The 20,877-nt window shown below is 72.1% G+C and carries 17 protein-coding genes; 12 read left to right on the top strand and 5 right to left on the bottom strand.

What is annotated here, in order from left to right; all coding sequences use genetic code 11:
* Positions 1 to 2: 2 nt before the first annotated feature.
* A complete protein-coding gene (locus WMF46_RS35305) occupies positions 3 to 3,269 on the top strand; it encodes a hypothetical protein (protein ID WP_437981222.1) in 3,267 nt (1,088 codons plus the stop codon).
* A 177-nt stretch (positions 3,270 to 3,446) separates the two neighbouring features.
* On the opposite strand, the gene WMF46_RS35300 is transcribed toward WMF46_RS35305, so the two are convergent.
* Both WMF46_RS35300 and WMF46_RS35295 read right to left on the bottom strand, forming a co-directional pair.
* On the bottom strand, positions 3,447 to 4,640 hold the full coding sequence (locus tag WMF46_RS35300; protein ID WP_437981221.1) for a winged helix DNA-binding domain-containing protein: 1,194 nt from the start codon (positions 4,638 to 4,640) through the stop codon (positions 3,447 to 3,449).
* Between the two features lie 141 nt (positions 4,641 to 4,781).
* A complete protein-coding gene (locus WMF46_RS35295) occupies positions 4,782 to 6,419 on the bottom strand; it encodes a hypothetical protein (RefSeq protein WP_437981220.1) in 1,638 nt (545 codons plus the stop codon).
* A gap of 294 nt (positions 6,420 to 6,713) precedes the next feature.
* On the opposite strand from WMF46_RS35295, the gene WMF46_RS35290 reads away from it, so the two are divergent.
* A complete protein-coding gene (locus WMF46_RS35290; protein WP_437903893.1) occupies positions 6,714 to 7,661 on the top strand; it encodes a glycosyltransferase family 2 protein in 948 nt (315 codons plus the stop codon).
* A 198-nt stretch (positions 7,662 to 7,859) separates the two neighbouring features.
* Here WMF46_RS35290 and WMF46_RS35285 read toward each other — a convergent pair whose 3' ends face one another.
* The gene (locus WMF46_RS35285) at positions 7,860 to 8,798 is read right to left on the bottom strand and encodes a UDP-glucuronic acid decarboxylase family protein (RefSeq protein WP_437544270.1); all 939 of its coding nucleotides are present in this window, start codon (positions 8,796 to 8,798) and stop codon (positions 7,860 to 7,862) included.
* A gap of 104 nt (positions 8,799 to 8,902) precedes the next feature.
* Between WMF46_RS35285 and WMF46_RS35280 the strand changes: the two genes are divergently transcribed.
* The 3 genes from WMF46_RS35280 (at position 8,903) to WMF46_RS35270 (ending at position 11,734) form a co-directional block, all read left to right on the top strand.
* Positions 8,903 to 9,991 (top strand): radical SAM protein, encoded by a 1,089-nt coding sequence (locus WMF46_RS35280; RefSeq protein WP_437981219.1) that lies wholly within the window; start codon positions 8,903 to 8,905, stop codon positions 9,989 to 9,991.
* Positions 9,984 to 10,784 (top strand): SDR family NAD(P)-dependent oxidoreductase, encoded by an 801-nt coding sequence (locus WMF46_RS35275; RefSeq protein ID WP_437981218.1) that lies wholly within the window; start codon positions 9,984 to 9,986, stop codon positions 10,782 to 10,784. The genes WMF46_RS35280 and WMF46_RS35275 overlap by 8 nt, the downstream gene beginning before the upstream one ends.
* A gap of 62 nt (positions 10,785 to 10,846) precedes the next feature.
* Positions 10,847 to 11,734 (top strand): sugar transferase, encoded by an 888-nt coding sequence (locus WMF46_RS35270; RefSeq protein WP_437981217.1) that lies wholly within the window; start codon positions 10,847 to 10,849, stop codon positions 11,732 to 11,734.
* A 52-nt stretch (positions 11,735 to 11,786) separates the two neighbouring features.
* On the opposite strand, the gene WMF46_RS35265 is transcribed toward WMF46_RS35270, so the two are convergent.
* A complete protein-coding gene (locus tag WMF46_RS35265) occupies positions 11,787 to 13,052 on the bottom strand; it encodes an oligosaccharide flippase family protein (RefSeq protein WP_437981216.1) in 1,266 nt (421 codons plus the stop codon).
* A 185-nt stretch (positions 13,053 to 13,237) separates the two neighbouring features.
* Here WMF46_RS35265 and WMF46_RS35260 point away from each other — a divergent pair, with 185 nt between their 5' ends.
* Genes WMF46_RS35260 through WMF46_RS35235 form a run of 6 tightly spaced genes read left to right on the top strand, consistent with a single transcriptional unit; the run spans position 13,238 to position 18,881 of the window.
* On the top strand, positions 13,238 to 14,620 hold the full coding sequence (locus tag WMF46_RS35260; RefSeq protein ID WP_437981215.1) for a radical SAM protein: 1,383 nt from the start codon (positions 13,238 to 13,240) through the stop codon (positions 14,618 to 14,620).
* A complete protein-coding gene (locus WMF46_RS35255) occupies positions 14,617 to 15,396 on the top strand; it encodes a WecB/TagA/CpsF family glycosyltransferase (RefSeq protein ID WP_437981214.1) in 780 nt (259 codons plus the stop codon). The genes WMF46_RS35260 and WMF46_RS35255 overlap by 4 nt, the downstream gene beginning before the upstream one ends.
* Positions 15,393 to 16,559, top strand: a complete 1,167-nt coding sequence (locus WMF46_RS35250; protein ID WP_437981213.1) for a DegT/DnrJ/EryC1/StrS family aminotransferase — start codon at positions 15,393 to 15,395, stop codon at positions 16,557 to 16,559. The genes WMF46_RS35255 and WMF46_RS35250 overlap by 4 nt, the downstream gene beginning before the upstream one ends.
* Positions 16,560 to 16,582: 23 nt before the next feature.
* Positions 16,583 to 17,209, top strand: a complete 627-nt coding sequence (locus WMF46_RS35245) for a YdcF family protein (RefSeq protein ID WP_437981212.1) — start codon at positions 16,583 to 16,585, stop codon at positions 17,207 to 17,209.
* Between the two features lie 2 nt (positions 17,210 to 17,211).
* Positions 17,212 to 17,622 carry a hypothetical protein gene (locus WMF46_RS35240; RefSeq protein WP_437974100.1) on the top strand — a complete coding sequence of 137 codons (411 nt, stop codon included), beginning with the start codon at positions 17,212 to 17,214 and terminating at the stop codon, positions 17,620 to 17,622.
* Positions 17,619 to 18,881: an MFS transporter gene (locus WMF46_RS35235; protein WP_437981211.1), complete on the top strand. Its 1,263-nt coding sequence runs from the start codon at positions 17,619 to 17,621 to the stop codon at positions 18,879 to 18,881. The genes WMF46_RS35240 and WMF46_RS35235 overlap by 4 nt, the downstream gene beginning before the upstream one ends.
* Positions 18,882 to 18,896: 15 nt before the next feature.
* Here WMF46_RS35235 and WMF46_RS35230 read toward each other — a convergent pair whose 3' ends face one another.
* Positions 18,897 to 19,778, bottom strand: a complete 882-nt coding sequence (locus tag WMF46_RS35230) for an NAD-dependent epimerase/dehydratase family protein (protein WP_437981210.1) — start codon at positions 19,776 to 19,778, stop codon at positions 18,897 to 18,899.
* 92 nt (positions 19,779 to 19,870) lie between these two features.
* Here WMF46_RS35230 and WMF46_RS35225 point away from each other — a divergent pair, with 92 nt between their 5' ends.
* A complete protein-coding gene (locus tag WMF46_RS35225) occupies positions 19,871 to 20,806 on the top strand; it encodes an AraC family transcriptional regulator (RefSeq protein WP_437981209.1) in 936 nt (311 codons plus the stop codon).
* Positions 20,807 to 20,877: the final 71 nt, after the last annotated feature.

The following is a 20,877-nucleotide window of genomic DNA, read 5'->3' as shown; positions in this document are numbered from 1 at the left end:
GCATGTGCGCGAAGGATGAGTCGCGAGGGCGGTGGCGATCGGTCCGCGGGGCGCGAGGGCTGACAAGGACAGCTGTCCTGCTGGCCATCACCGTGCCCGCGCTGGCCTGCGACGTCGGTGAGCAGGAGGGCTCCAGCAGCGGAGCGGGATCATCTCCGGCTACCAGCGAGGCGAGCGCAGGGGGAGTGGGCGGAGACGGCGGAGCCGGGGGCACGGGCGGCGGCGGAGCCGGGGGTACGGGCGGCACCGGTGGAGCCGGAGGCACGGGCGGCGGCGGAGCCGGGGGCACGGGCGGAGACGGCGGAGCCGGGGGCACGGGCGGCGGCGGAGCCGGGGGTACGGGCGGCACCGGTGGAGTCGGGGGCACGGGCGGCGCCGGCGGTGCGGGCGGAACGGACGGTGTCGGGGGAACAGGCGGCACTGCCGGCACCGGCGGCGCTGGCGGAACGAACGGTGTCGGGGGCACCGGAGGCGCTGGCGGAACGGACGGTGTCGGGGGCACCGGAGGCGCTGGCGGAACGGACGGTGTCGGGGGCACCGGAGGCGCTGCCGGAACAGGCGGTGTCGGGGGAACAGGCGGCGCCGGCGGCACCGGAGGCGCTGACGGAACAGGAGGCCATGTCTGGAGCAAGCGCTTCGGCGGCGCCCACGCGCAGGTCGCCGCCGACGTCGCCATCGATCCGGACGGCGGCATGATCGTCACCGGCCACTTCGCGGGAGCCATGGATCGCAACGGCTGGCGCTCGATGTACAGCGCCGGCGGCGATGATGCCTTCGTGATGAAGCTCGTGCGCGACAGCGAAGATCCCCACTGGGCGTACATCCCCCTCTGGTCCCGGCGGCTCGGCGGCCCCGGCGGACAGCGGGCGCGCGCCGTCACCGTAGACGCCGCCCGGAACGTCGTCGTGGTCGGCGTGTTCCAGGGAACCGTGGATGTCGGCGGCGCCCCGCTCACGAGCGCCGGCGGCGACGATATCTTCGTCGTCAAGCTCGACGCCGGCGGACAGCACGTCTGGAGCCGGCGCTTCGGCGACGCCGCAGATCAGCGCGGCGAGGCGGTCGCGGCGGACAGCGAAGGAAATATCCTCATTACCGGCCGGTTCCAGGGGACTGTGGACCTCGGCAGCGGCCCCCTCGTGAGCGCCGGAGGCGACGACGCGTTCGTCGCCAAGCTCGATCCTGACGGCAATGCCGTCTGGAGCCAGCGGTTCGGCGACGCCGCGGACCAGCGCGGCGAGGCGATCGCGGTGGACAGCGCGGACGACGTCATCGTGGCCGGCGATCTCCAGGGACAGGCGGAGTTCGGGGGCGGCCCGCTCGTGAGCGCGGGCGGCGATGACGTGTTCGTGGCCAGGTTCGATGCCCACGGCGAGCACCTCTGGAGCGAGCGCTTCGGCGACGCTCAGGACCAGCATGTCGGGGACCTCGACGCGCGCGAGACGGGCGAGGTGCTGCTGACAGGCGACCTGGAGGGACAGGCGGATTTCGGCGGGGGGCCGCTGGTGAGCGCGGGCGGCCGCGACGTCTTCGTGGCCTGGCTGAGCGTGACCGGGGACCACCTCCACAGCGCGCGCTTCGGAGACGAGGCCGATCAGCGCGGCAAGGCCATCGCTGCTGCGGAGGGGGACGTGACCCTGCTCGCGGGCGAGTTCCAGGGCCAGATCGCTCTCGGCGCGGGGCCGCTCACGAGCGCCGGCGGCGACGACCTCTTCTACGCCGCGCTCAACGAGAGCGGCGCGCCTCTCTGGAGCCGCCGCGCGGGCGACGCCCAGGACCAGCGCGCAGCGGGGCTCGCCTGGAAGGTCACCGGACAAGGTCCGCGGGGGATGCTCGCGGGCCGCTACGACGGCCAGTTCCAGCCAGGCGATCTCATCGAGTGCCGCGACTACAACTTCCTCGGCTGCGCCCCCGGCTGGGATGACGGCTTCGTGGTGGAGTTCGCGCCATCGACCGGCGGCGATGCGCGGCAGTGCCACCTCGGCGAAGGGAGGCAGGACGACGGCGTACAGCACTCCATCCTGGAGGTGGCAGCCGACGGCGACGGCAACGCGGTCTTCCTGGGCGCGCTCGGCGGCGCCGTGGATCTCGGCGGCGGAGAGCTCGCGCCGGGGGGGCCCGCGATCTTCCTGGGAAAGCTCTCTCCGGCCGGCGAGCATCTATGGAGCCGGGCCTTCGACGTCGGCCCGCCGCTCTCGCCAAACCCGATCCGGCGCATGGTCGTGGACAGCGCTGGCAACATCGTCGTCCTCGTGGGCGCCGAGGGAACGCTCGACATCGACCTCGGCGGCGGGCCGGTCGGCCGCGGCATCCCGACGGTCGCCATGGCGAAATACGACCCGTCCGGCGCCCACCTCTGGAGCAAGCGCTTGAGCACCGGCGGCGTCAGGTCGCTCGATGCGCTGGCGGTCGACGGCGCGGGGAACATCTTCCTGTCCGGCAGCTCCGACTCGGGCATCGATTTCGGCGGCGGCCGCGTCCCTCCTACGAACACGGTCGGCCGCTATGCGTTCCTCGTGAAGCTCTCTCCGGGCGGCGAGCACCTCTGGAGCAGGGGCTTCGTGGGGACGGACTACATGCGTCCGTGGAGCGCGGCCGCTGACGGGGCCGGCAACGTGATCGTGGTGGGCGCGCTGCGGGGGACCGCCGATTTCGGCGGTGGGCCGCTGTCGAAGGCCACGCGGCGCTCGGACGACGTCTTGATCGCGAAGTACGACGCGCTCGGCAATCACCTGTGGAGCAAGAACTTCGGCGACGACGCGTGGCAGTCCGGCCGGGCCGTCGCGGTGGACGCGGACGACAACCTCTTCGTGATGGGCAAGTTCGGGTCGACCCTGGATCTCGGCGGCGGGCCGCTGTCGAGCTTGCCAGAGGCCAACGAGTCCTTCCTGGCGAAGCTCGATCCGCTCGGCAACCACCTCTGGAGCAAAGGTCTCGGGCTGCATGTGTGGGTATCGAGCATCGCGAGCGACGGGGCGAATTTGCTGCTCGGCGGCAGCTTCTATGGGTCGGGCGACTTCGCCGGGAGCCCCTTCTCCACCGGGAGCGAGAGCGACTACGATGCCTTCACGGCCACGTTGAGCGGCGCGGGCGACCTGCTGTCGGTCGCTCAGCTCTCTGGTCCCGACGTCCAGCGGGGCTTGTCGGTCGCCGCGGACAGCGCGGGTCACGTGTTCGTCGCTGGCAGCACGGTGGGGGAGGTCGACCTCGGCGGGGGAGCGCTCGCCGCGGACGGCACGGAAGACGCTTTCCTCGTGAAGCTGGCGCCGTAGGTCGAACGCACCGTTTGCTGCTTCACTCCTCACGTGCACGATGACGAAGCGATGGATGCCCTGCGGGCGGCAATGACGTGCATCCAGCGCGAGACCTCCGGATCTCCCTGTCTCCCCGCCTCACTGTTCAATTTCTCGTAAATGCCAATAACGTGAGGGATTCGTCTGCTGGCGACCTCATCTCCCGGCCTTCGCCCGCGCCGCCGGCGCCTTCGCGGCTCCCCCGCCTTTCGCCTTCGCCCGTGCCGCCGGCGCCTTCGCGGACCCCGCCTTCCCGAAGCGCACCTCGAACGTGCCGGCGTCCTCCTCCATGAATCGGAGGAGCGCCTCCCCTTCCTCGGCGAGCTGCTCGCGCGCCGCCTTGCCAAGCGCCTCGAACGGCTCGAGCACGAGCGCGGCGGTGGCCTTCTTCCGCTCGATCGTCCATGTGCCGGCCACGAAGCCGTCCACGAGGAACGTCGGCAGGATGCGCAGGTTGGCGGACAGGACGATCCGCGGGCGATGCTCGTCCGCGATGACCCGCGTGCGGTCGTCGTGCGCGAGCAGGAGGTTGTCGTAATCGGGTAGAAACCGGGCCGGCGCGGCGGTGTCCGCGGGCGGCCGCGGCGCGTCGGGCAGATCGAAGAGCTCCCGGCCTCGCTCGTCGCGGAATACGCAGAGCTGCTCTCGCAAGGCGTGAAGCACCTCCTTGACGCGGGTCAGGCCGGACCACGTCTGCACGTCGGCCGCTGTCGCCGGGCCGAACGACGCGAGGTAACGGAGCACGAGCGCCTGCGGCGCGCCGCCGTCGCGGAGCGGTTTGCCGAGCCAGGACGCCGCCGGGGCGAAGTCCGCCGTTCCCGGGTATCCCCACGGGGTCTCGCCGGGCACCTGGACGACGGGCAGGTGCATGCGAACCGCGAGGGCCATGGCCCGCACGTCGCCGTCGGCGTAGAGCTCGGCCAGGTGATCGCGCAGCTCGTCCATGGTCCGCGGCTCCGCGTCGAAGTACGCGCGCGCCTCGGCGACCAGCCGAGCGACGTCGAGGGTGTCCGCGCGCTCGCGGAGGACCGACCGCATCCCGGCGTGGAGCACCGGCGCGATGACCGGGTGAAGATCCAGATAGTCCCTTGCGCTCACGAGGTGCAGCGTGCCGCGCAGGAACGGCGCCCGGACGACCTCGCGGCGCACGACGAGCTGGACGAGCTGCTCGCGCCGGAACGCCGCGAGCCGGGACCACAGCCCGATGAACGGCGGCCGCGCCAGCTGGGCCTGGAGCGCGATCAGCCGCTCGATCCCGTGGACGGCCGAGGTCTGCTCCCGCGCGAGCAGCATCTGCCGCGCGAGCGTGGCCCGGTTGAGGTCTCTTCGTGTCAGCGTCGGGGCAGGCATGCAGCCCGCGAGCTTACTCGAAACGAGGCTCTTCCTCTATCGATCGCCCGCTGCTCCTGGCCAGAGCCGCAGGTCGCGCGCCTCACGTCTGGATTCAGGGGCGAGGACGAGCGAGAACAGCGCCGCCTCGTCGCGATTGGGTCAGAATCGATAGAGCACGTTGTCCTTGTCGCCAGAGACATAGATCGTCCCTGACGGGCCCACGGCGACGCTGCTCAACGCATAGGTCGGCACCGTCCCCGTGACCGCCTCGAGCCCCACCTTGAGGTGCTTCTTCACGACCCACGTGTCCCCCGTCGACGGGTCGACGCGCAGCAGGCGGCGCTTCCCGACCTCCACGACGAGCAGGGTGCCGTCCAGATCGACCGCCATCCCTTCCGGCTGATCCAGGCCGTCGGCCACCACGAGCGGCGGAGAGAGCGTCACGCCCCCCCCCGCCACATGGAGGATCTGGCCCGTGGCCCAGTCGGCGGCCCAGAGGTCGCCTCCCGAGACCGCGAGGCCCGAGGGCACGGTCATCGGCGCGAGCGTCACGGGGCCGCCGGCCGTCTGGCGGGCGACGCGCGCCGCGCCAGGGCCCGCGCCGAGCTCGGCCACCACGAGATCTCCCTGGAACCGGACCGCGTTGAGCGGCGAGACGAAGTTGCTGTACGTCTCGAGGACCGTCGCCGTCGCCGGGTCGTAGGTTTGAACCACGCTGCTGAACCACGCTGTCAAGATCAAATTCGAGCCGTCCGCCGACACCGTGGCAGGCGCGTGAAACTCCGATTGGCCGAGGAACGACCGCTCGACGCCCAGCGGAGCGCCCGTGTCTCCATCGAACTTCCGCAGCGACGACAGATCGGCCACATAGACCGACTCGGCGCATCCTTCGGTCGTCACGGCCACGCCGCCGGGCATGATCATGCCGCCCGGCATGATCGTGCGCTCCTGGCCGTTCGGCCTGATCCGGACGATGAAGCCGTCGCTGGCGCTCGACACGTAGAGATTGCCCTGCGGGTCGAAGGCGAGGTTGTCGAGCCCCGGCGTGAGCTCCGCGATGACCTCCTTCTCGCCCGTCTCGATGTCGATCCGCACCACCTCGCCGTTCTGATCGACCACGTGGAGCCGACCGAGCCCGTCGAACTTGGCGGCCGCGGGGATGAAGAAGCCGTCCGCGACCGTCTGGAGATCGCACTCCACCTCCGGGTCGACCGCGCCGGTGCAGGAGTCGACATCGATACTGATCACCCTGCCTTGCGTCCAGATCGGCCCGTACAACCTGCCGTCGGGCCCCCAGTCCATGCCGTTCAGGAAGCCGAGGTTGCTCGCGATGTGGCGCGGCGGAGCCGACAGCTCCGGATCGACCTCGTAGAGCCCGTCACCGAAGAAGTCGAGCGCCACGAAGAGCCGCCCCGTATCGGAGAACGTGATGGGGTTGACGCCCGGCGCGACGAACTGCTGGGTGATCTCCCCGGACGGCGCGTGCCGCACGACATTGCCAGGGATGAGCGAGGTCCAGTAGAGCGAGCCATCCGGGCCGAACGTGAGGTCGTCCGGGCCATCGATCCCGTCCGACGCGTCGAGCCGATCCACGATGACGCCGCTCTTGCGGTTCACGATGGCGATCTCATTGCCAAGGAAGCTCGCGACGTACAGCCGACCATCCGGCCCCACATTCATCCCATTGGTGCCGTGCATGGGCGACCCCTCGGCGAGGACCGGCCGCTTCGCATGCGCCGGCGGCGAGGCTCCCAGAAGCACCGTGCCAGCGAGCCCGAACGCAAAAAGCCTGTGCATAAGCTCTCCTTCAGCGCCGCACCTGGACCGGCACACCCAAGGATCACGATGACGTCAGGCGCGAAACCAGCGCGACGGCGCGAACCTCCGGCGGACTTTGTGGTCACGCGGGGTTGTTTCGACGCTAACATAATCAGGAGCCTTACCCAAGCATAAAATTCGTGCAATGGATGCGGGGGTGTCAGCGTCGCCGGCATCGTCGGCATCGCCGGCATCGTCCGTTCCTGGGTGGCCATCCCGCGCGGCGCGCGCCGCGTGACACCCGAGCCGGCGTGGTGGTATGCGTCGGAGTCGATGGCTGCCAGCATCTGCCTGCCGGCGTACAACGAAGTCCGCACCATCGAGGCGACCCTCACCGAGCTGTCGCGGCTCGGCCCCGAGGTGGACGAGATCCTCGTCTGTCTCAACGGGTGCACGGACGGCACCGAGCGTGTCGTCGAGGCGTTCCGGGGGCGGGAGCCGCGGCTCGCCGTCATCGAGAGCGAGCTCGGAAAGAACAACGCATGGAACGCCCTCGTGGCCCGGGCGCGCAACCGTCGCCTCGTGTTCACGGACGCGGACGTGCGCCCCGCCGAGGGATCCATCTCGGCCCTGCTGCGCGCCCTGGAGCGCTCTCCGCACGCCGCCGTCGCCGCGGCCTTCGAGCAGCCGCGCGGGACGCCGCCGCCGCCGCTCGGCACCGTCCTCCGCCTGCTGACGACCAGCCTCGGTCAGGACTACATCTCCGGTCGCCTCTATGCCATCGATCGCGATCGGCTGGGCGCGGTGATGGCCGATCGTGGGCTCCTGGCTGCCGGGGCGCTCCCTCGGCTGCCCGTCGACCTCGTGACCGAGGACTCGTGGCTCACGGCGCTCGTCGCCGGCGACGCGCTGGTCGTTGTCCCCGAGGCGCCCATCCACTTCGAGGTGGACAGCATGGCCGACGTGGTCCGCGCGCTGGCGCGCAATGCCGCCGCGAGAGAGCAGCTCCGCTCGAGCTACCCGGAGCTCTACCGGCGCGACGGCGCCCGCCTGCTCTCGGCGCAGTCGGCGCCAAGGATCCTCCTGGACCGGCTGAGATCCGCGCCGGGGCCTTTCGCGGTCACGCGCGGGCTCGGAGGGATGGCCCTCAGGGCTGCGATCCACCGCGTGCTCGGAGAGCGGATCCGGGCGCAGCGCGATCGCATCCTGGCAGACGTCAGCGCCGGCCGCGGCGGGCGCGTCATGGCCACCTCCGGCCGCCTCCCGTCGAAGGGCGGCTGAGCGCCCGTCCCGGCAGGGCGACTCTGCTCATCGCTGGCTGACAGATTCCCTCAATCCGTTGGCAGTCAAGCGGAAAATTGAACGGGGAGACGGGGAGATTGATGGGATTTTAATCCCCTTCTCATCTCCCCGCCTCCCCGCCTCCCTGTGAACTTTCCCTCCGGAAAATTCGAGGGGACGCGCCAGCACCACCAGGCGTCAAACGCGCGGGCGAAACCAGTCGATCGTCCGATCGAGGCCCGAGTCGAGGTCCACCAGAGGACGCCAGCCGAGCAGCTCGGTGGCCCGGGAGATGTCGGGCCTGCGCCGATGGGGATCGTCGATGAGGGCATCGGTCATCGTCAGCTTCGCGCGCCCGCCGGTCTTGCGGATGATGAGCTCGGCGAGGTCCTGCATCCTCGTCTCGGCCGGATTCCCGAGGTTGACCGGCCCGGTCAGGTCCTTGGCGTTCATCACGCGAACCAGCCCCTCGATGAGGTCGCTGACGAAGCAGAACGAGCGCGTGCGGTGGCCTCCGCCGTACAGCTCCAGCGCCTCGCCGCGCAGCGCCTTCACGACGAAGTTGGCGATGACCCGGCCGTCGTTCCGGTCCATGTTCGGGCCGTAGGTATTGAAAATGCGCACGATGACGGTATCGACGTTGCGGGTCTGGCGGTACTCCCAGAAGTACGTCTCCGCGACCCGCTTGCTCTCGTCGTAACAGGCCCGAGGCCCGATCGGGTTGACGTTCCCCCAGTAGTCCTCGTGCTGAGGGTGGACGAGCGCGTCGCCATAGACCTCGGAGGTGGAGGCCTGCAGGACCCGGGCCCCCAGCTCCTGCGCCAGGCGGAGGACGTTGATCGCGCCGAACACGTTCGTGTTGAGCGTGTGCACCGGATCAGCCCGGTACTTCACGGGCGACGCCGCGCAGGCCATGTTGTAGATCTGGTCGACCTCGAAGCGGAGCGGCTCGCTCACGTCGCAGCGGTGCAGCTCGAACCGCGGGTTCTTCAGCAGCGGCCCGAGGTTCTCGTCACGCCCCGTCACCATGCTGTCGACGCAGATCACGTGGTGCCCGTCGGCCAGGAGCCGCGCGCAGAGGTGCGACCCGAGGAAACCAGCCCCACCCGTGACCAGGATTCGCTTGCTCGCACTCATCGGAAAAATACCTCCTTGACGCGCTGTTCGGTAAAGCTCTGGGCCGTGGCGCCGTGATTGGTCGAAATCTCCTTACCATAGGAAATAGATATTACAAAGACCGGATGACATCTGGAGGCGAGTTCCTTATCATGCAGCGCGTGCACCGCTCACCTCGTTACCTGGGCTCGCTCGTCCGCGCAAAGCTCGCCCGCGAAGCGCGTCCAATCTGGGTGGATGTGTGTGTTACCAATCGATGTCATCTGAGCTGCGAGTACTGCTACGGCGACTACCACCACCGGCACGACGACATCGGACAGCTCAAGGTCGAGCAGCTGTTCGCGATCGTGGACGAGGCGGCGGCGCTGGGGACGGCGGTCCTGACGCTCACGGGCGGTGAGCCGATGCTGCATAAATCCATCGGCCGCATCGTCGAGCGGGCGGTGAGCCGAGGGATCTCGGTGGGAATGGTCACCAGCGGATTCCGCGTCAAGGAGCGCGTGGATGAGCTCGCCAGCCTGAGCTCGATCGTCGTGAGCGTCGACGGTCCGGAGCCGATTAACGATCTGAACCGCGGTCAGGGGACCTTCGCCGTGACCATGACGGCGCTCGAGGCGTGCCAGGCGCGGGGCATTCCGCGCATCGTGAAGGCGGTGCTGAACCGCCGGAACAAGGACCAGGTGCCCTGGCTCCTCGAGCTGGCGGGCCGCTTCGGCGCGCGGCTCGAGGTCGTCATGACCTACGCCCCGCAGTCCGATCGGCAGCTGCGCATGCACGGCGACAACTCCCTCGACGCGGGCGAGCGGCAGGCCCTGGCGGACGCGCTGCTCGATCACAAGCGCCGGGGGGCGCCGATGGTCTTCCGCGAGCGCGTCTGGGAGAACATGGCGCGCTGGTGGAAACACCACGAGGGGGATCGCGTCACCCGGGAGGAGCGGCGGGAGCATTTCGAGTACCTGCCGTGCAGCGCGGGCCGGTACTACGCCTTCATCGACGGCGACGGCCGCATGTATCCGTGCAACCAGCGGCTCGCGGACTTCCCCGCCAAAAGCGTGCTCGAGGTCGGCGTCCGGGCCGCGTGGGAGCACCTGCGCGATCACGGCTGCTTCGCCTGCGCGGCGCCGTGGCTCAACCAGCAGCACCTCGTGAGCAGCGAGCAGCTCCTCGCGCGCAGCCTGGGGCGCGATCTGCTGGCGCGGGTCGCGCGTGCCTGAGCGGACGCTCGCCATCGTCGTGCTCGGCGGCTCGCGCGGGATCGGGCGGGCCATCGTCGCGCGCGCGCTCGCGGAGGGGCACCGGGTGTTCGCCGGCGCGCGGGACGAGCGCGCGCTCCTCGCGTTGCAGCAGAGCGCCGCGCCCGAGGGCGCCGGCCGCCGGCTCGGCACGGGCGCGGTGGACGTCGGCGACGACGCCTCCCTGCGCGCCTTCTTCGGCGCGGCGCGCGCGTTCCTCGGCAGGATCGACGTCGTCGTCAACAACGCCGCCCGGGAGGGCTACGGGCGCCTCGACGAGATGGCGCTCGAAGAGGTCGAGGCGATCGTCCGCACCAACCTCCTCGGCGTCATCCTCGGATGCCGGCACGCGGCGCAGGCGATGGGGGACGGCGGAGGCCACATCATCAACGTCGGCTCGGAGGTCTCGTTCCGCGCCGTGCCCATGAAGAGCGTCTACTGCGCCACGAAGTTCGCCGTCCGCGGGCTGAGCGACGCGCTCGAGCTCGAGCTCGCGCCCCGCGGGATCCGGGTCTCCCAGGTGCACCCCGGCTGGGTGGACACGGGCCTGCACGAGGACGAGCGGCGGCGCCGGGGCTCGGTGGCCCGGCCGCACGACGGCGGCGTCCCGGTGGAGCGGGTCGCCGAGAGCGTGGCCGCGCTCTGGCGCGCGCCGCGGGCGCAGGGCGGCGCTCCGCTGCGGCTCCGCCTCCGCAGCGTGGTGGGAGAGCTCTTTCCGGCGTGGGCGCGGTGGCGGACGCGCCGGGCGTTCGGGGAGCAGCTGAGAGAGGGCTGAGGCGAGACGGCAGGGCGGGGGAACCGCCGCGACGCCGGACCGGAGACCACCAGGAGGTTTTCTTGACCTGTGCAACGACGTCCTTCCCTCAAGGTGCAACCGCGCCGCCTGCTCCGCTGGATCCGGGCGCCCCCGTCGTCGTCGAGGGCCTCGACGCGGTGGGGGAGGTGCTGCGGCGGGCGCGCGGGCGGGCGCAGGCCGTCGCGATCGCCTCGCGGGACCTCGAGTGGCTCGCGGCGCGCCTCGGCCTGTCCGAGCGGACCGCGGAGGGGCTCCCGGTGGTCCGGTTCGGCTCGGGCGAGCGGGGCGGCCTCGACGCCGCGGCCAGCCGGGCCGTCGAGAAGCTCGTGGCCCTGTCGGTGCTGCTCGGGGGCGCGCCGCTGTGGCTGACGATCGCGCTGCTGATCCACCTCGAGTCCCCGGGCGGGCCGTTCCACATCGCCCCGCGCGCGGGGCTGCGCGGGAAGCCGTTCCGGTTCTTCAAGTACCGGACGATGCGGACGCAGCGCCGGGACGGCGAGGACAGGGGCGACGCCGCGCGGCTCTCGGTCATCCGCGGCGAGATCCCCGGCTTCGTGCGCGACGACGGGGTCGTCATCCCCAAGGACCCGAGGGATCCGCGCGTCACGCGGCTGGGCGGCGTCCTGCGCTGGCTGTGCCTCGACGAGATCCCCCAGCTCCTCCACGTCCTCACGGGCGACATGGCCCTTGTGGGGCCGAGGCCCTATCCGATGGCGGAGTTCGACGCGCTCAAGCCGTGGCACCGCCTCCGGACCGAAGGCCGGCCCGGGATCACCGGCCTGTGGCAGGTCGTGGCGCGCAACCAGGTGACCTTCGACCAGAGCGTCATCCTCGACATCTACTACCTGACCAACGCCAGCTTCTGGGGCGACCTGAAGATCATGGCGATCACGCCGCTGCGCATGCTCTTCGGCGTGGGGAGCTACTGACGCCGTGCGCCGGGCGATCGACGACGCCGCGAAAGGACCGCTCCCCGGCCGCTCAGGAGGCCCCGAGGTGGTCCCTGACGCGAAAGAGGACGATCACCTCGCCGGCCACCAGGCCGAGCGTGACGACGAGCTTCACCGCGGCCGCGCCGGCGGCGCCGTGCGCGGGCACCGCCCACAGGTCCCCGGCCGCGATGAGGAGCACGGTGACCGTCCAGAGGGCCGCGTACGGGCGCTGCTGGCCCGCGGCGAAGAGCATCGGGCCGATGGCGAGCTCCGGCACCATCCACACGAGCGCCGTGGTCAGGAGCTGCAGCGGCAGCACGGCGCTCGCGTAGTCGGGGCCGAACACGAGCCGGACGAGCGGCCCGCCCATCCACCACACAACGGCGCTCATGAGCGCGCCCGCGGCCATGAGCCCGACGAAGGTGAGCGTGGCGAGGCGCCTGCGGGCGCTCGCGGAGCGGCTGGCGACGAAGGCGGGGAAGACCGCCGCGCGCACGACGCCCGGCAGCATCATGGCGCCGCCGATCATGCGCTGGACCGCGCTCATGTCGCCGACCGCGTGGGGGGTGCTCATCCAGCCCAGCATCAGGAGATCGAGCTGGAAGTAGAGGGGGCTGGCGACCATCACCACCGCGAGCGGCCCGGCCTCACGGAGGAAGCCCTGCGGCAGCGCCGCGCCCTCGCTGGACCACTGCCGGCGATCGAGGAGCTGGGCGGCGAGGGCCAGGGCCAGCGCGAGGGCGACCAGGTGGCCCGCGACGAGGCCCCACGCCAGGCCGAGCGCGCCGAGCCCCGAGAGCAGCGCGCCCGTCCCCAGCCCGAAGGACGTGACCGCCATGGTGACCGCCACCAGCACCTCGCGCTCCATCCGCTGGTGCCCGCGGAACACCTGGTTGAGCATCTCGACGAACGAGGCCATCAGCCAGGCGGCCGTCAGCAGCCACACGAGCGTCCGGCGTGGCGAGGCCGCGCCCGCGAGGAGGCCGACCACGAGGCCGGCGGCGCCGGCGGCCACCGTCACGGCGAGCTTGAGGCGCACGAGCGGGCCGATGGGAGCGCCGGGATCGCGGGCCACCTCCCGCGCGATGAACAGGTGCAGGCCGAGGTCCGCGAGCTCGCCGAGCAGGAAGCCCACGGCGAAGGCGTAGCTGTAGTCGCCGAAGCCCGCGGGCCCCAGGAGCCGCGCGGCGACGACGGCGAGGAGCATGCGGACGCCGCGCGAGACGAGATCGCTCGCGGTCTTCAGCGCCATGCTGCCCGAGACGCTTCGCCTCGCCGGCGGCGGGGCGTCCTCGCGGAGCGCCGACGACGTCATGGATGGAGGAGATCCCTGACCGGAGGTCGCCGCGCGCGCATGCCGCTCCCCTATCGCCCCGATCGCGGTGCGGTTCAACTTCCCGTCAGCGGTCACGTGGAGCGGCAGGGCGCCGCGCCGCGCGTGAAGGATCCAATCCAGGAGAGGACCACGTGAAGACCAGCACGGATAGCAACGTTTCGTTGGTGCAGCTCAGGCGAAAGGAGTCGCTGGTCTCGGCGGACATCGAGCCGCCGGAGATCCTGCTCGAGCGGGCCCGCGCCCTGGCGGTGCCGGCGACGCGCCCGGCCGCCGCGCCGCGGCCCCACGGCCAGACCCGGGAGCTCACGCGCCGCGGCGTGCTGTGGCTCGGGCAGACGTGCAACCTGCGCTGCCACTTCTGCTACTTCCTCGACCGGATCGAGGACAAGGAGCACCCCGAGCACCCGTTCATGTCGCTGGAGAAGGCGCAGGAGATCTGCCGGACCCTCGTCGATTTCTACGGGAACGACGCGATCGACATCCAGGGCGGCGAGCCGACCATCTGGCGCGACATCCATGCGCTCATCCGGTACTGCGCCGGGATCGGCCTCGCGCCGACGCTCATCACGAACGCGCTGGTGCTCGACAAGCGGGACAAGGCGCAGCAGTTCAAGGACTCCGGCGTCGCCGACTTCCTTGTCAGCGTCCAGGGGCTCGGGAAGGCGCACGACGTGGCCGTGGGCGTGAGCGGCGCGCACGTGCGCCAGATGCGCGCGCTGAACCACCTCATCGCGCTCGACGTGCCGTTCCGCGTGAACTGCGTGATGTCGAAGCTCGCGGTGCCGCAGCTCCCGGCGATCGCGAGGCTCTCGGTGGAGCTGGGGGCGCGCGCCGTCAACTTCCTCGCCTTCAACCCGTTCGCGGATCAGCGCAAGGAGGGCGCCCGCACCGCGGAGAACGTGCCTCGTTATGGCGACCTGCGGGGCCCGCTCGACGAGGCCCTGGACGTGCTCGCGCAGGCCGGCGTGGAGGCGAACGTCCGGTACCTGCCCCACTGCATCGTCCCCGAGCGCCACTGGCCGTCGGTGTACAACTACCAGCAGCTCTCGTACGACCCGCACGAGTGGGATTTCGCGAGCTGGACCTGGACCAACAAGGGCCCGCAGCGGATGCGGCCCGGCGCGGTGTCGCCGCCCGTCCCGCTCGGCGCGCGGCCCCGCCTCGGCCGGCTCCGGCAGCCGCTCCTCCGCCTGGCGGACGCGATCGACCTCCGGGGCCGGATGCTCCGCGCCGACACGGACCCGCGGCTCGGCCCTGTGATGAGGAAGCTGGAAGGGCTGTCCTACCGGCTCCTCCGCCGCCGCGGGGATCGCGACGCGGCCTACCGCCACGACGCGCTGAACCGCGTCGAGCACAACGGCTACCAGAAGGGCGCGGGGTGCCAGCGCTGCGCGCTCCGCGACATCTGCGACGGGTTTCACGGCGACTACGTCGCGATGTTCGGCACCGACGAGGCGCGGCCCGTCCTCGATCGCGCCCCGGTCAGCGATCCCCGCGCGTTCATCAGCGCGCAGGACAAGGTGGAGCCGGCGAGGGGAGAGGCATGACCGTCGCTCCGCCCTCGATCGCGTCCCGGGTCGACGTCCTCGGCGTCCCCGTCACGCGGCTCTCCTTCGAGCAGCTGCTGCGCCGCCTGGACGAGGCCTTGCAGGCGGAGCGCGAAAGGCCCGACTACTACACCTACGTCAACGCGTACTGCGCCACGCTGGCGGCGCGCGAGTCGCCGTACCGCGCCTCCGTTTCCCGGGCCGACGTCGTGTACGCCGACGGCATCGGGGTGGTCTGGGCGGCGCGCCTGCTGGGCGGGCCGTGCCCGGAGCGGATCAACGTGGGCCCGGTCGAGCTGGGCCGGATCGTCGACCTCTGCGCCGAGCGTGGGGCCTCGGTCTTCCTGCTCGGCGGCGCGCCCGGGATCGCCGACGAGGTGGCGCGCCGCCTGGTCGCGGAGCGCCCGGGGCTCCGGATCGCCGGCGTTCACCACGGGTACTTCGCCCCCGAGGAGGAGGCGGCGGTGGTCCGGGAGATCAACGGGTCGGGCGCCGCGTTGCTCATCGTCGGCCTCGGCCCGCCCAAGCAGGAGCTCTGGGTGAGCCAGCACCTCGGGGCGCTCCAGGTGCGCGCCACCTGGTGTATGGGGGGGCTGCTGGATCAGGTGGCGGGCGCCGTCGCGTACCCGCCCGAGTGGGTGCGCCGGAGCCACGTCCAGTGGCTCTACCGCCTGGCGGTCGAGCCGCGGCGGCTCTGGCGGCGGTACCTGCTCGGCATCCCGGAGTTCATCGGCCGCGTCGTCCACCAGCGCCTTCGTCCGGAGAGACAAGTATGAGCGACCAGCGACCCTTCATCCCCATGGTCTCGCCGCAGGTGGACGAGCCGGACGCGATCGCGGCGCAGATCGCCGACGTCCTGCGCTCGGGGCGGCTCAGCAACGGCGGCCCGCTCGCCGAGGGCTTCGAGCGGGCGATCGCGGCGTTCCTCGGGGTCGAGGAGGCCGTGGCCGTCTCGAACGGCGCCGTCGCGATCAGCCTCGCCATCGAGGCCGCGGCGGTGCGGCGGGGCAAGGCGATCCTCCCGGCCTTCACCTTCATCGCGACGCTCAACGCCGCGGTGCACGCGGGCTTCGAGCCGGTCTTCTGCGACGTCGACCCGGAGACCTGGACGCTGGATCCGGGGCACCTGCGCCGCCTGCTCGCGGAGCGCGGCGCGACGCTGGTCCTCCCGGTCAACGTGTTCGGCGTCCCGCCCGATCTGGCCGCCATCGCGCGCGAGGCCCGCGGCGCGGGCGCGGCCGTGATCTACGACAACGCGCACGGCATGGGCACCGAGGCGGCGAGCCGCGAGGCCGAGGCGCTCCTCACCGCGACGACCTACTCGCTGCACGCCACCAAGGTCCTCGTGGCCGCGGAGGGCGGCGTTGTCGTCTCCCCGGACCGGGAGGTCAGCGCGGCGATGCGCCGGCTGCGCAACCACGGGCTCGCGCAGCCGCTCTCGGCGTCGGTCCCGGGGATGAACGCCAAGCTGGACGAGCTGCGCGCCGCCCTGGCGCTCTCGTCGCTCCGCCGGCTCCCGGAGGCGCTGGCCCGCAGGCGGACGTACCTCGAGCGGCTGCGCGCGGCCCTGTCCCGGCACCCGCAGGTGTACCGCACCCAGCGCATCCCGCCGGGCGTGAACCCCAACGGGCAGAACCTCGGCGTCGGGTTGATCGACGCCCCGATCGACGACGTCATCGCGGCCTTCGCGCGGCGCGGCGTCGAGGCGCGCCGCTACTTCTACCCGCCCCTGCACGCGCTGGACGGCTTCCCCACGGGCGTCGCCCTCCCGAACACGGACCGGCTCTGCGCGGGCCAGGTCTGCCTGCCCCTGCACGGCCGGATGAGCGAGGAGACGCTCGAGCGCGTCGAGGCCGCCATCCACGGCGTCGCGGAGGAGCTGGAGGCGCGGCGGCTGTCCGCGCGCTCCTCGGGGCCCGCGCTCCTGGGCGCCACGTAGGGGCGGCTCCAGGGATCCGACGCATGCGCATGGAAGGAGCGTGGGACCGCCTGAGCACCGCGGCCGGCGTGATCGGGCTCGTGGCCTTCGCCGTCGCCGCGTTCACCCCGGCCGCGGCGCCGCTCGATCGCTGGATGGCGTCGGCGCCCGACGCGGGGCAGGCCGACGCGGTGGTCGCCCTCGGCGCGGACGTCGATCCGGACGGGCGGCTCCCGGAGGATTCGCTCCGGCGCGCCGTCGAGGCCGTCGCGCTGTACCGTGAGGGGCGAGCGCCGCTCGTGCTGATGCTCGGCAGCCGCAACGGGCCGGCCAGCGAGGCCGAGTCGCGCGCTCGCCTCGCGCAGGGCCTCGGCGTCCCCGCGTCGGCCCTGCTCACGGAGCCGCGCGGGCTGACGACCGCGGTGGAAGCCGAGCGCAGCGCGGAGCTCCTGCTGCCCAGGGGCGCAAGGAGGATCCTGCTCGTCACCGGCGCGCACCGCATCGCCCGCGCGCGCCGGCTCTTCGAGCGCGCGGGCTTCGAGGTCCTCGCCGCGCCCGTCCAGGAGGGGTCGCCGGCGTCGAGCTTGCCGGGGGAGCGCCTCTCGGCGATCGGCCGGCTGCTCCAGGAACTCGCGGCGCGCGCGCTGTCGCGGCTCCGCGGGGAGGTGTAGCGGTGCCGGACGCGCTCTACATCCTGGGCGTCGTCGCCGCCACGTCCTGCGTGGTCTACGCGGCGGGGCGCCGCCGGGGGATGCGCGCCGGGCTCCTCCCGCCCGCGCTCCGGCGCGCGATCCGCTGCGTGGGCGTGTGCCTCCTGTTCTGGGGCGGCAACGTCGCCGTCGGGGCGGCGGTGGCCCTGCTCGTGCGCGGCCTGGGGCTCGGGTTCATCTGGCTCTACGTCAACACCGACGTCTCCGTCCTTGTCCTCTCCGCGCTCCAGGCGCTGGCCTTCGAGTCGTGGCGCATCGAGCACGAGCGGGAGCGCGCGGCCAGCGCCTCGCGCGCCGACGATCCCCCCGGATCCCCTGCCGCGCCGGGGCCGGCACATGAGTCCCCGCATCGGGTAAAAGGAGCGAAGCGATGAGCACTGCAGCCGTGGAGGAGCGTCCGGTCTCGAGCCGGTGGAGCGACAGGGCGCTGCGCCAGACGGCCGGTTACTACGGGCTCTTCATCTGCCTGGGCCTCATCACGGCGATCACCGGGCCGACCCTGCCGGACCTGGCGCGACAGACGGGCTCCAGCGTCGGGGACATGGGCTCGCTGTTCCTCGGCGGGGGGGTTGGTTACACGCTCGGTACGCTCTGGGGAGGCAAGCTGTTCGATCGCGTGCACGGGCACAACCTGCTCGGGGGAGCCCACCTGATCGCCGCGGCGTGCCTCGCTGTCATCCCGGCCGTCCCGTGGTTATGGCTGCTCGTGGTCGTGGCGTTCTGCCGGGGTCTCGCGGAGGGGCTTGTCAACACGGGCGCGAACGCGCTGCTCCTCTGGACGCACGGGGAGAAGGTCAGCCCTTACATGAACGGGCTTCATTTCTGCTTCGGGCTGGGCGCGTTCCTGTCGCCGCTCCTTGTCGCGCGCGTCCCGGGCGCCTGGGGCGGTTACCACGCGGCGTACTGGGCCGTGGCCGCCTTCTCGGCGCTCGTCGCCCTGGGCATGCTCTCGATGCGACACTGTCCCGAGCCTCAGGAAAAGGCTGGGAAGGACGCCGCGGCGAAGGGCGCGGATCGCGCGCTGCCCGTCCTTCCGGTGCTCGTCGCGGTGCTGTACCTGTTCGCCTACGTCGGCGGGGAGATCTCGTTCGGGAGCTGGATCTACACCTATGCCCTCACGCTGGGCGTCGTCTCGGCGACCGGGGCCGCGTACCTCACCTCGGGGTTCTGGCTCTCGTTCACGATCGGGAGGCTTCTCTCGATCCCGGTGGCGATCCGCTTCACGCCGCGCCAGGTCATCCCTGTGGGGCTGGGCGGCTGTCTCGTGCTGTCCGCGATCATGCTGCTCCTGCCGCCCTCGAGCGCGCTCCTGTGGGGTGTCGCGCTCGGGCTCGGGCTCTTCATGGCGCCGCTCTGGCCCAGCGGCTTCACGCTCGCGGGGCAGATCGTGCCCATGACGGCGTTCGTGACCGGGCTCGTGCTGGTCGGCGACAGCCTCGGCGGCATGGTCCTCCCGGCCCTCACAGGCAAGCTGATCGAGGGGGCGGGTCTGGAGCGGCTGGCCTACTCGCTGCCGATGCTCGTGTTCGGCAGCCTCGTTGTCTGTGCGCTTTCTTATCTCGTGCTGCTCGCCCTCGACAACAAGCGAGGAGGGGAGGAGGCGAGCGCCGCGCGCGACGGCGCTTCGCCCTGAAGCCTGCGGCGCCGCTCATGGCGCGCGGTACCCCTGCGCCGGGTCGCGCAGGGCGCCGCAGATGCCTCCGAGCGCCTCTCCGACCTCCGGGGACCAGCCCAGGCCGCGCAGCCTTGTCGCGTCGAGGGCGGCGTCCATGGCCAGGAAGCCGGCGATGGGGCCGTGCGCTGCGAGGGCTTCCGCGAGGCTCCACGAGCCCACGGGGACCCCGGCGGCGTCGCCTATCGCCGCGAAGAGCGCCGCCATGCGCTCGGGCGCCGCCTCGGCGGCGTGGAATACGCCCCTCGCGTCCGACTCCAGCAGCATCGCGTAGGCTACCGCCAGGTCCCGCACGTGGACGGTGGACCAGCGGTTCTCGCCATCGTCGATAGTACGCGCCACCCCCGCGGCGCGCGCGCCCTGCACCAGGCCCGCGACCGGACCTCCGCCGTCGCCATAGACGATCGGCGGCCGCACGACCAGGCCGCGGACGCCCTTCGCGCCGAGCACGCGCGACTCGGCCGCGACGAGCCACTCGAGCGCTCCGCCGGGGTTGACGCTCTCCTCCTCCGACACCGGCACCCGCGAGGAGCGCGCGCGCGGCGCCCCGGTCGTCGTGATGAAGACCCCGCCGCTCATGGCCGAGAGCATCGCCGTGACCGCCGCCTCGTCGGTCGCCGGGCGATCCTCTCCTGTCGTCGCCGCGGTGTGCACAACCCCGTCGCCGGCCGCCGCCGCGCGCGCGAGCGTGTCGACCTGCGATAAACTGCCCCAGATCGGCTCCGCGCCAGCGGCCCGCACCTTCGCTGCCGACGCGTCGCTGCGCGCGAGCCCGCGCACCCGGTGGCCGCGCGCGACCAGGGCGCGGGCGACCGCAGATCCGATGAAGCCGCTCGCGCCGGTGATGAAAACGTCCATGGTTGCCTCCTCGTGAATCGGTGGCTGAACCATGGCGACGGACCGGGGGACCCTCCATGTGATAGCGTCCAGCGCTCTTTTGTGATCGTCCAATGCCCGATGTCCTGACAGCGCTTCTCCGCCACGTGCGCATCGAGACCAGCCTCTTCGGCCGCGTCGAGCTCGGCGCGCCGTGGGGGGCCCGTATCGGCCCCCGAGAGGTCGTCCTGCTCCACCACCTCCTCGAAGGCGAGATGTGGCTGGAGCTCGACGGCCGAGAGATCCGCGCCGGCCAGGGCGATCTGCTGCTGTTGCCCCACGGCGTCCCCCATTGCCTGAGGCACCGGCCGGGGGCGGCCGTCGTCGACGAGGAGCGCTGGCTCTCGCCGCCTCGGCCGGGCGCGCAGACGGTGCGGCGCCGGCTGGGCGGCGACGGCGCGAGGACGGTGGTGCTCTGCGCTGCCATGCACGTCGCGGGCGCCGGGCGGTCGCTGCTGCTCCGCGCGCTGCCCTCCGTGGTGCTCCTCGACGGCGGGGCCGGTGAGCCGGTGCCCGGTCTCGGCCGGCTCCTGGACGGCATCCGCGACGAGGTCAGCGGCCGGCGGCCGGGCGCGCCGGTCATGGCCGCGCGCTTCGCGGAGCTGCTCCTCCTGCAGGCCATCCGCGCGGAGCTCGAGCGCCCCGCGCCTCCCGGCTCCTTTCGCGCGGCGCTCGCGGACGAGCGCGTCGCCCGCGCCCTGGACGCGCTCTACAAGGCCCCGGCCCGCGCGTGGACCGTGGCCTCGCTCGCGCGGGAGGCCGGCATGAGCCGCTCGGGCTTCGCCCTCGCTTTCCGCGAGCACGTGGGAGAGGGCCCCCTCCACCACCTGACGCGCTGGCGCATGGAGCTGGCGAAGGAGACGCTGCGAGAGCGCCCCGGGCTCGCGCTCGCCGAGGTGGCGTCGTCCGTGGGTTACCAGGACGAGGCGGCCTTCAACGTCGCATTTCGCCGAGAGGTCGGGGTCCCGCCTGGGGCGTACCGAGCCGGAGGCGGAGAGCCGCGCTCCTGAGCTTGCGCGAGCGCGTCGTCTCTCGGACGACCGCGCTACCGGGGCGAGGGGGCGACCCCTGAATCCACGGT

Origin of the sequence: Sorangium sp. So ce117 (assembly GCF_051524395.1) — a bacterium.
GTDB classification, from domain to species: Bacteria; Myxococcota_A; Polyangia; order Polyangiales; family Polyangiaceae; genus Sorangium; species Sorangium cellulosum_B.
Note: the sequence above shows the minus strand (reverse complement) of the source record. Positions and strands in the feature narration are given on the sequence as shown.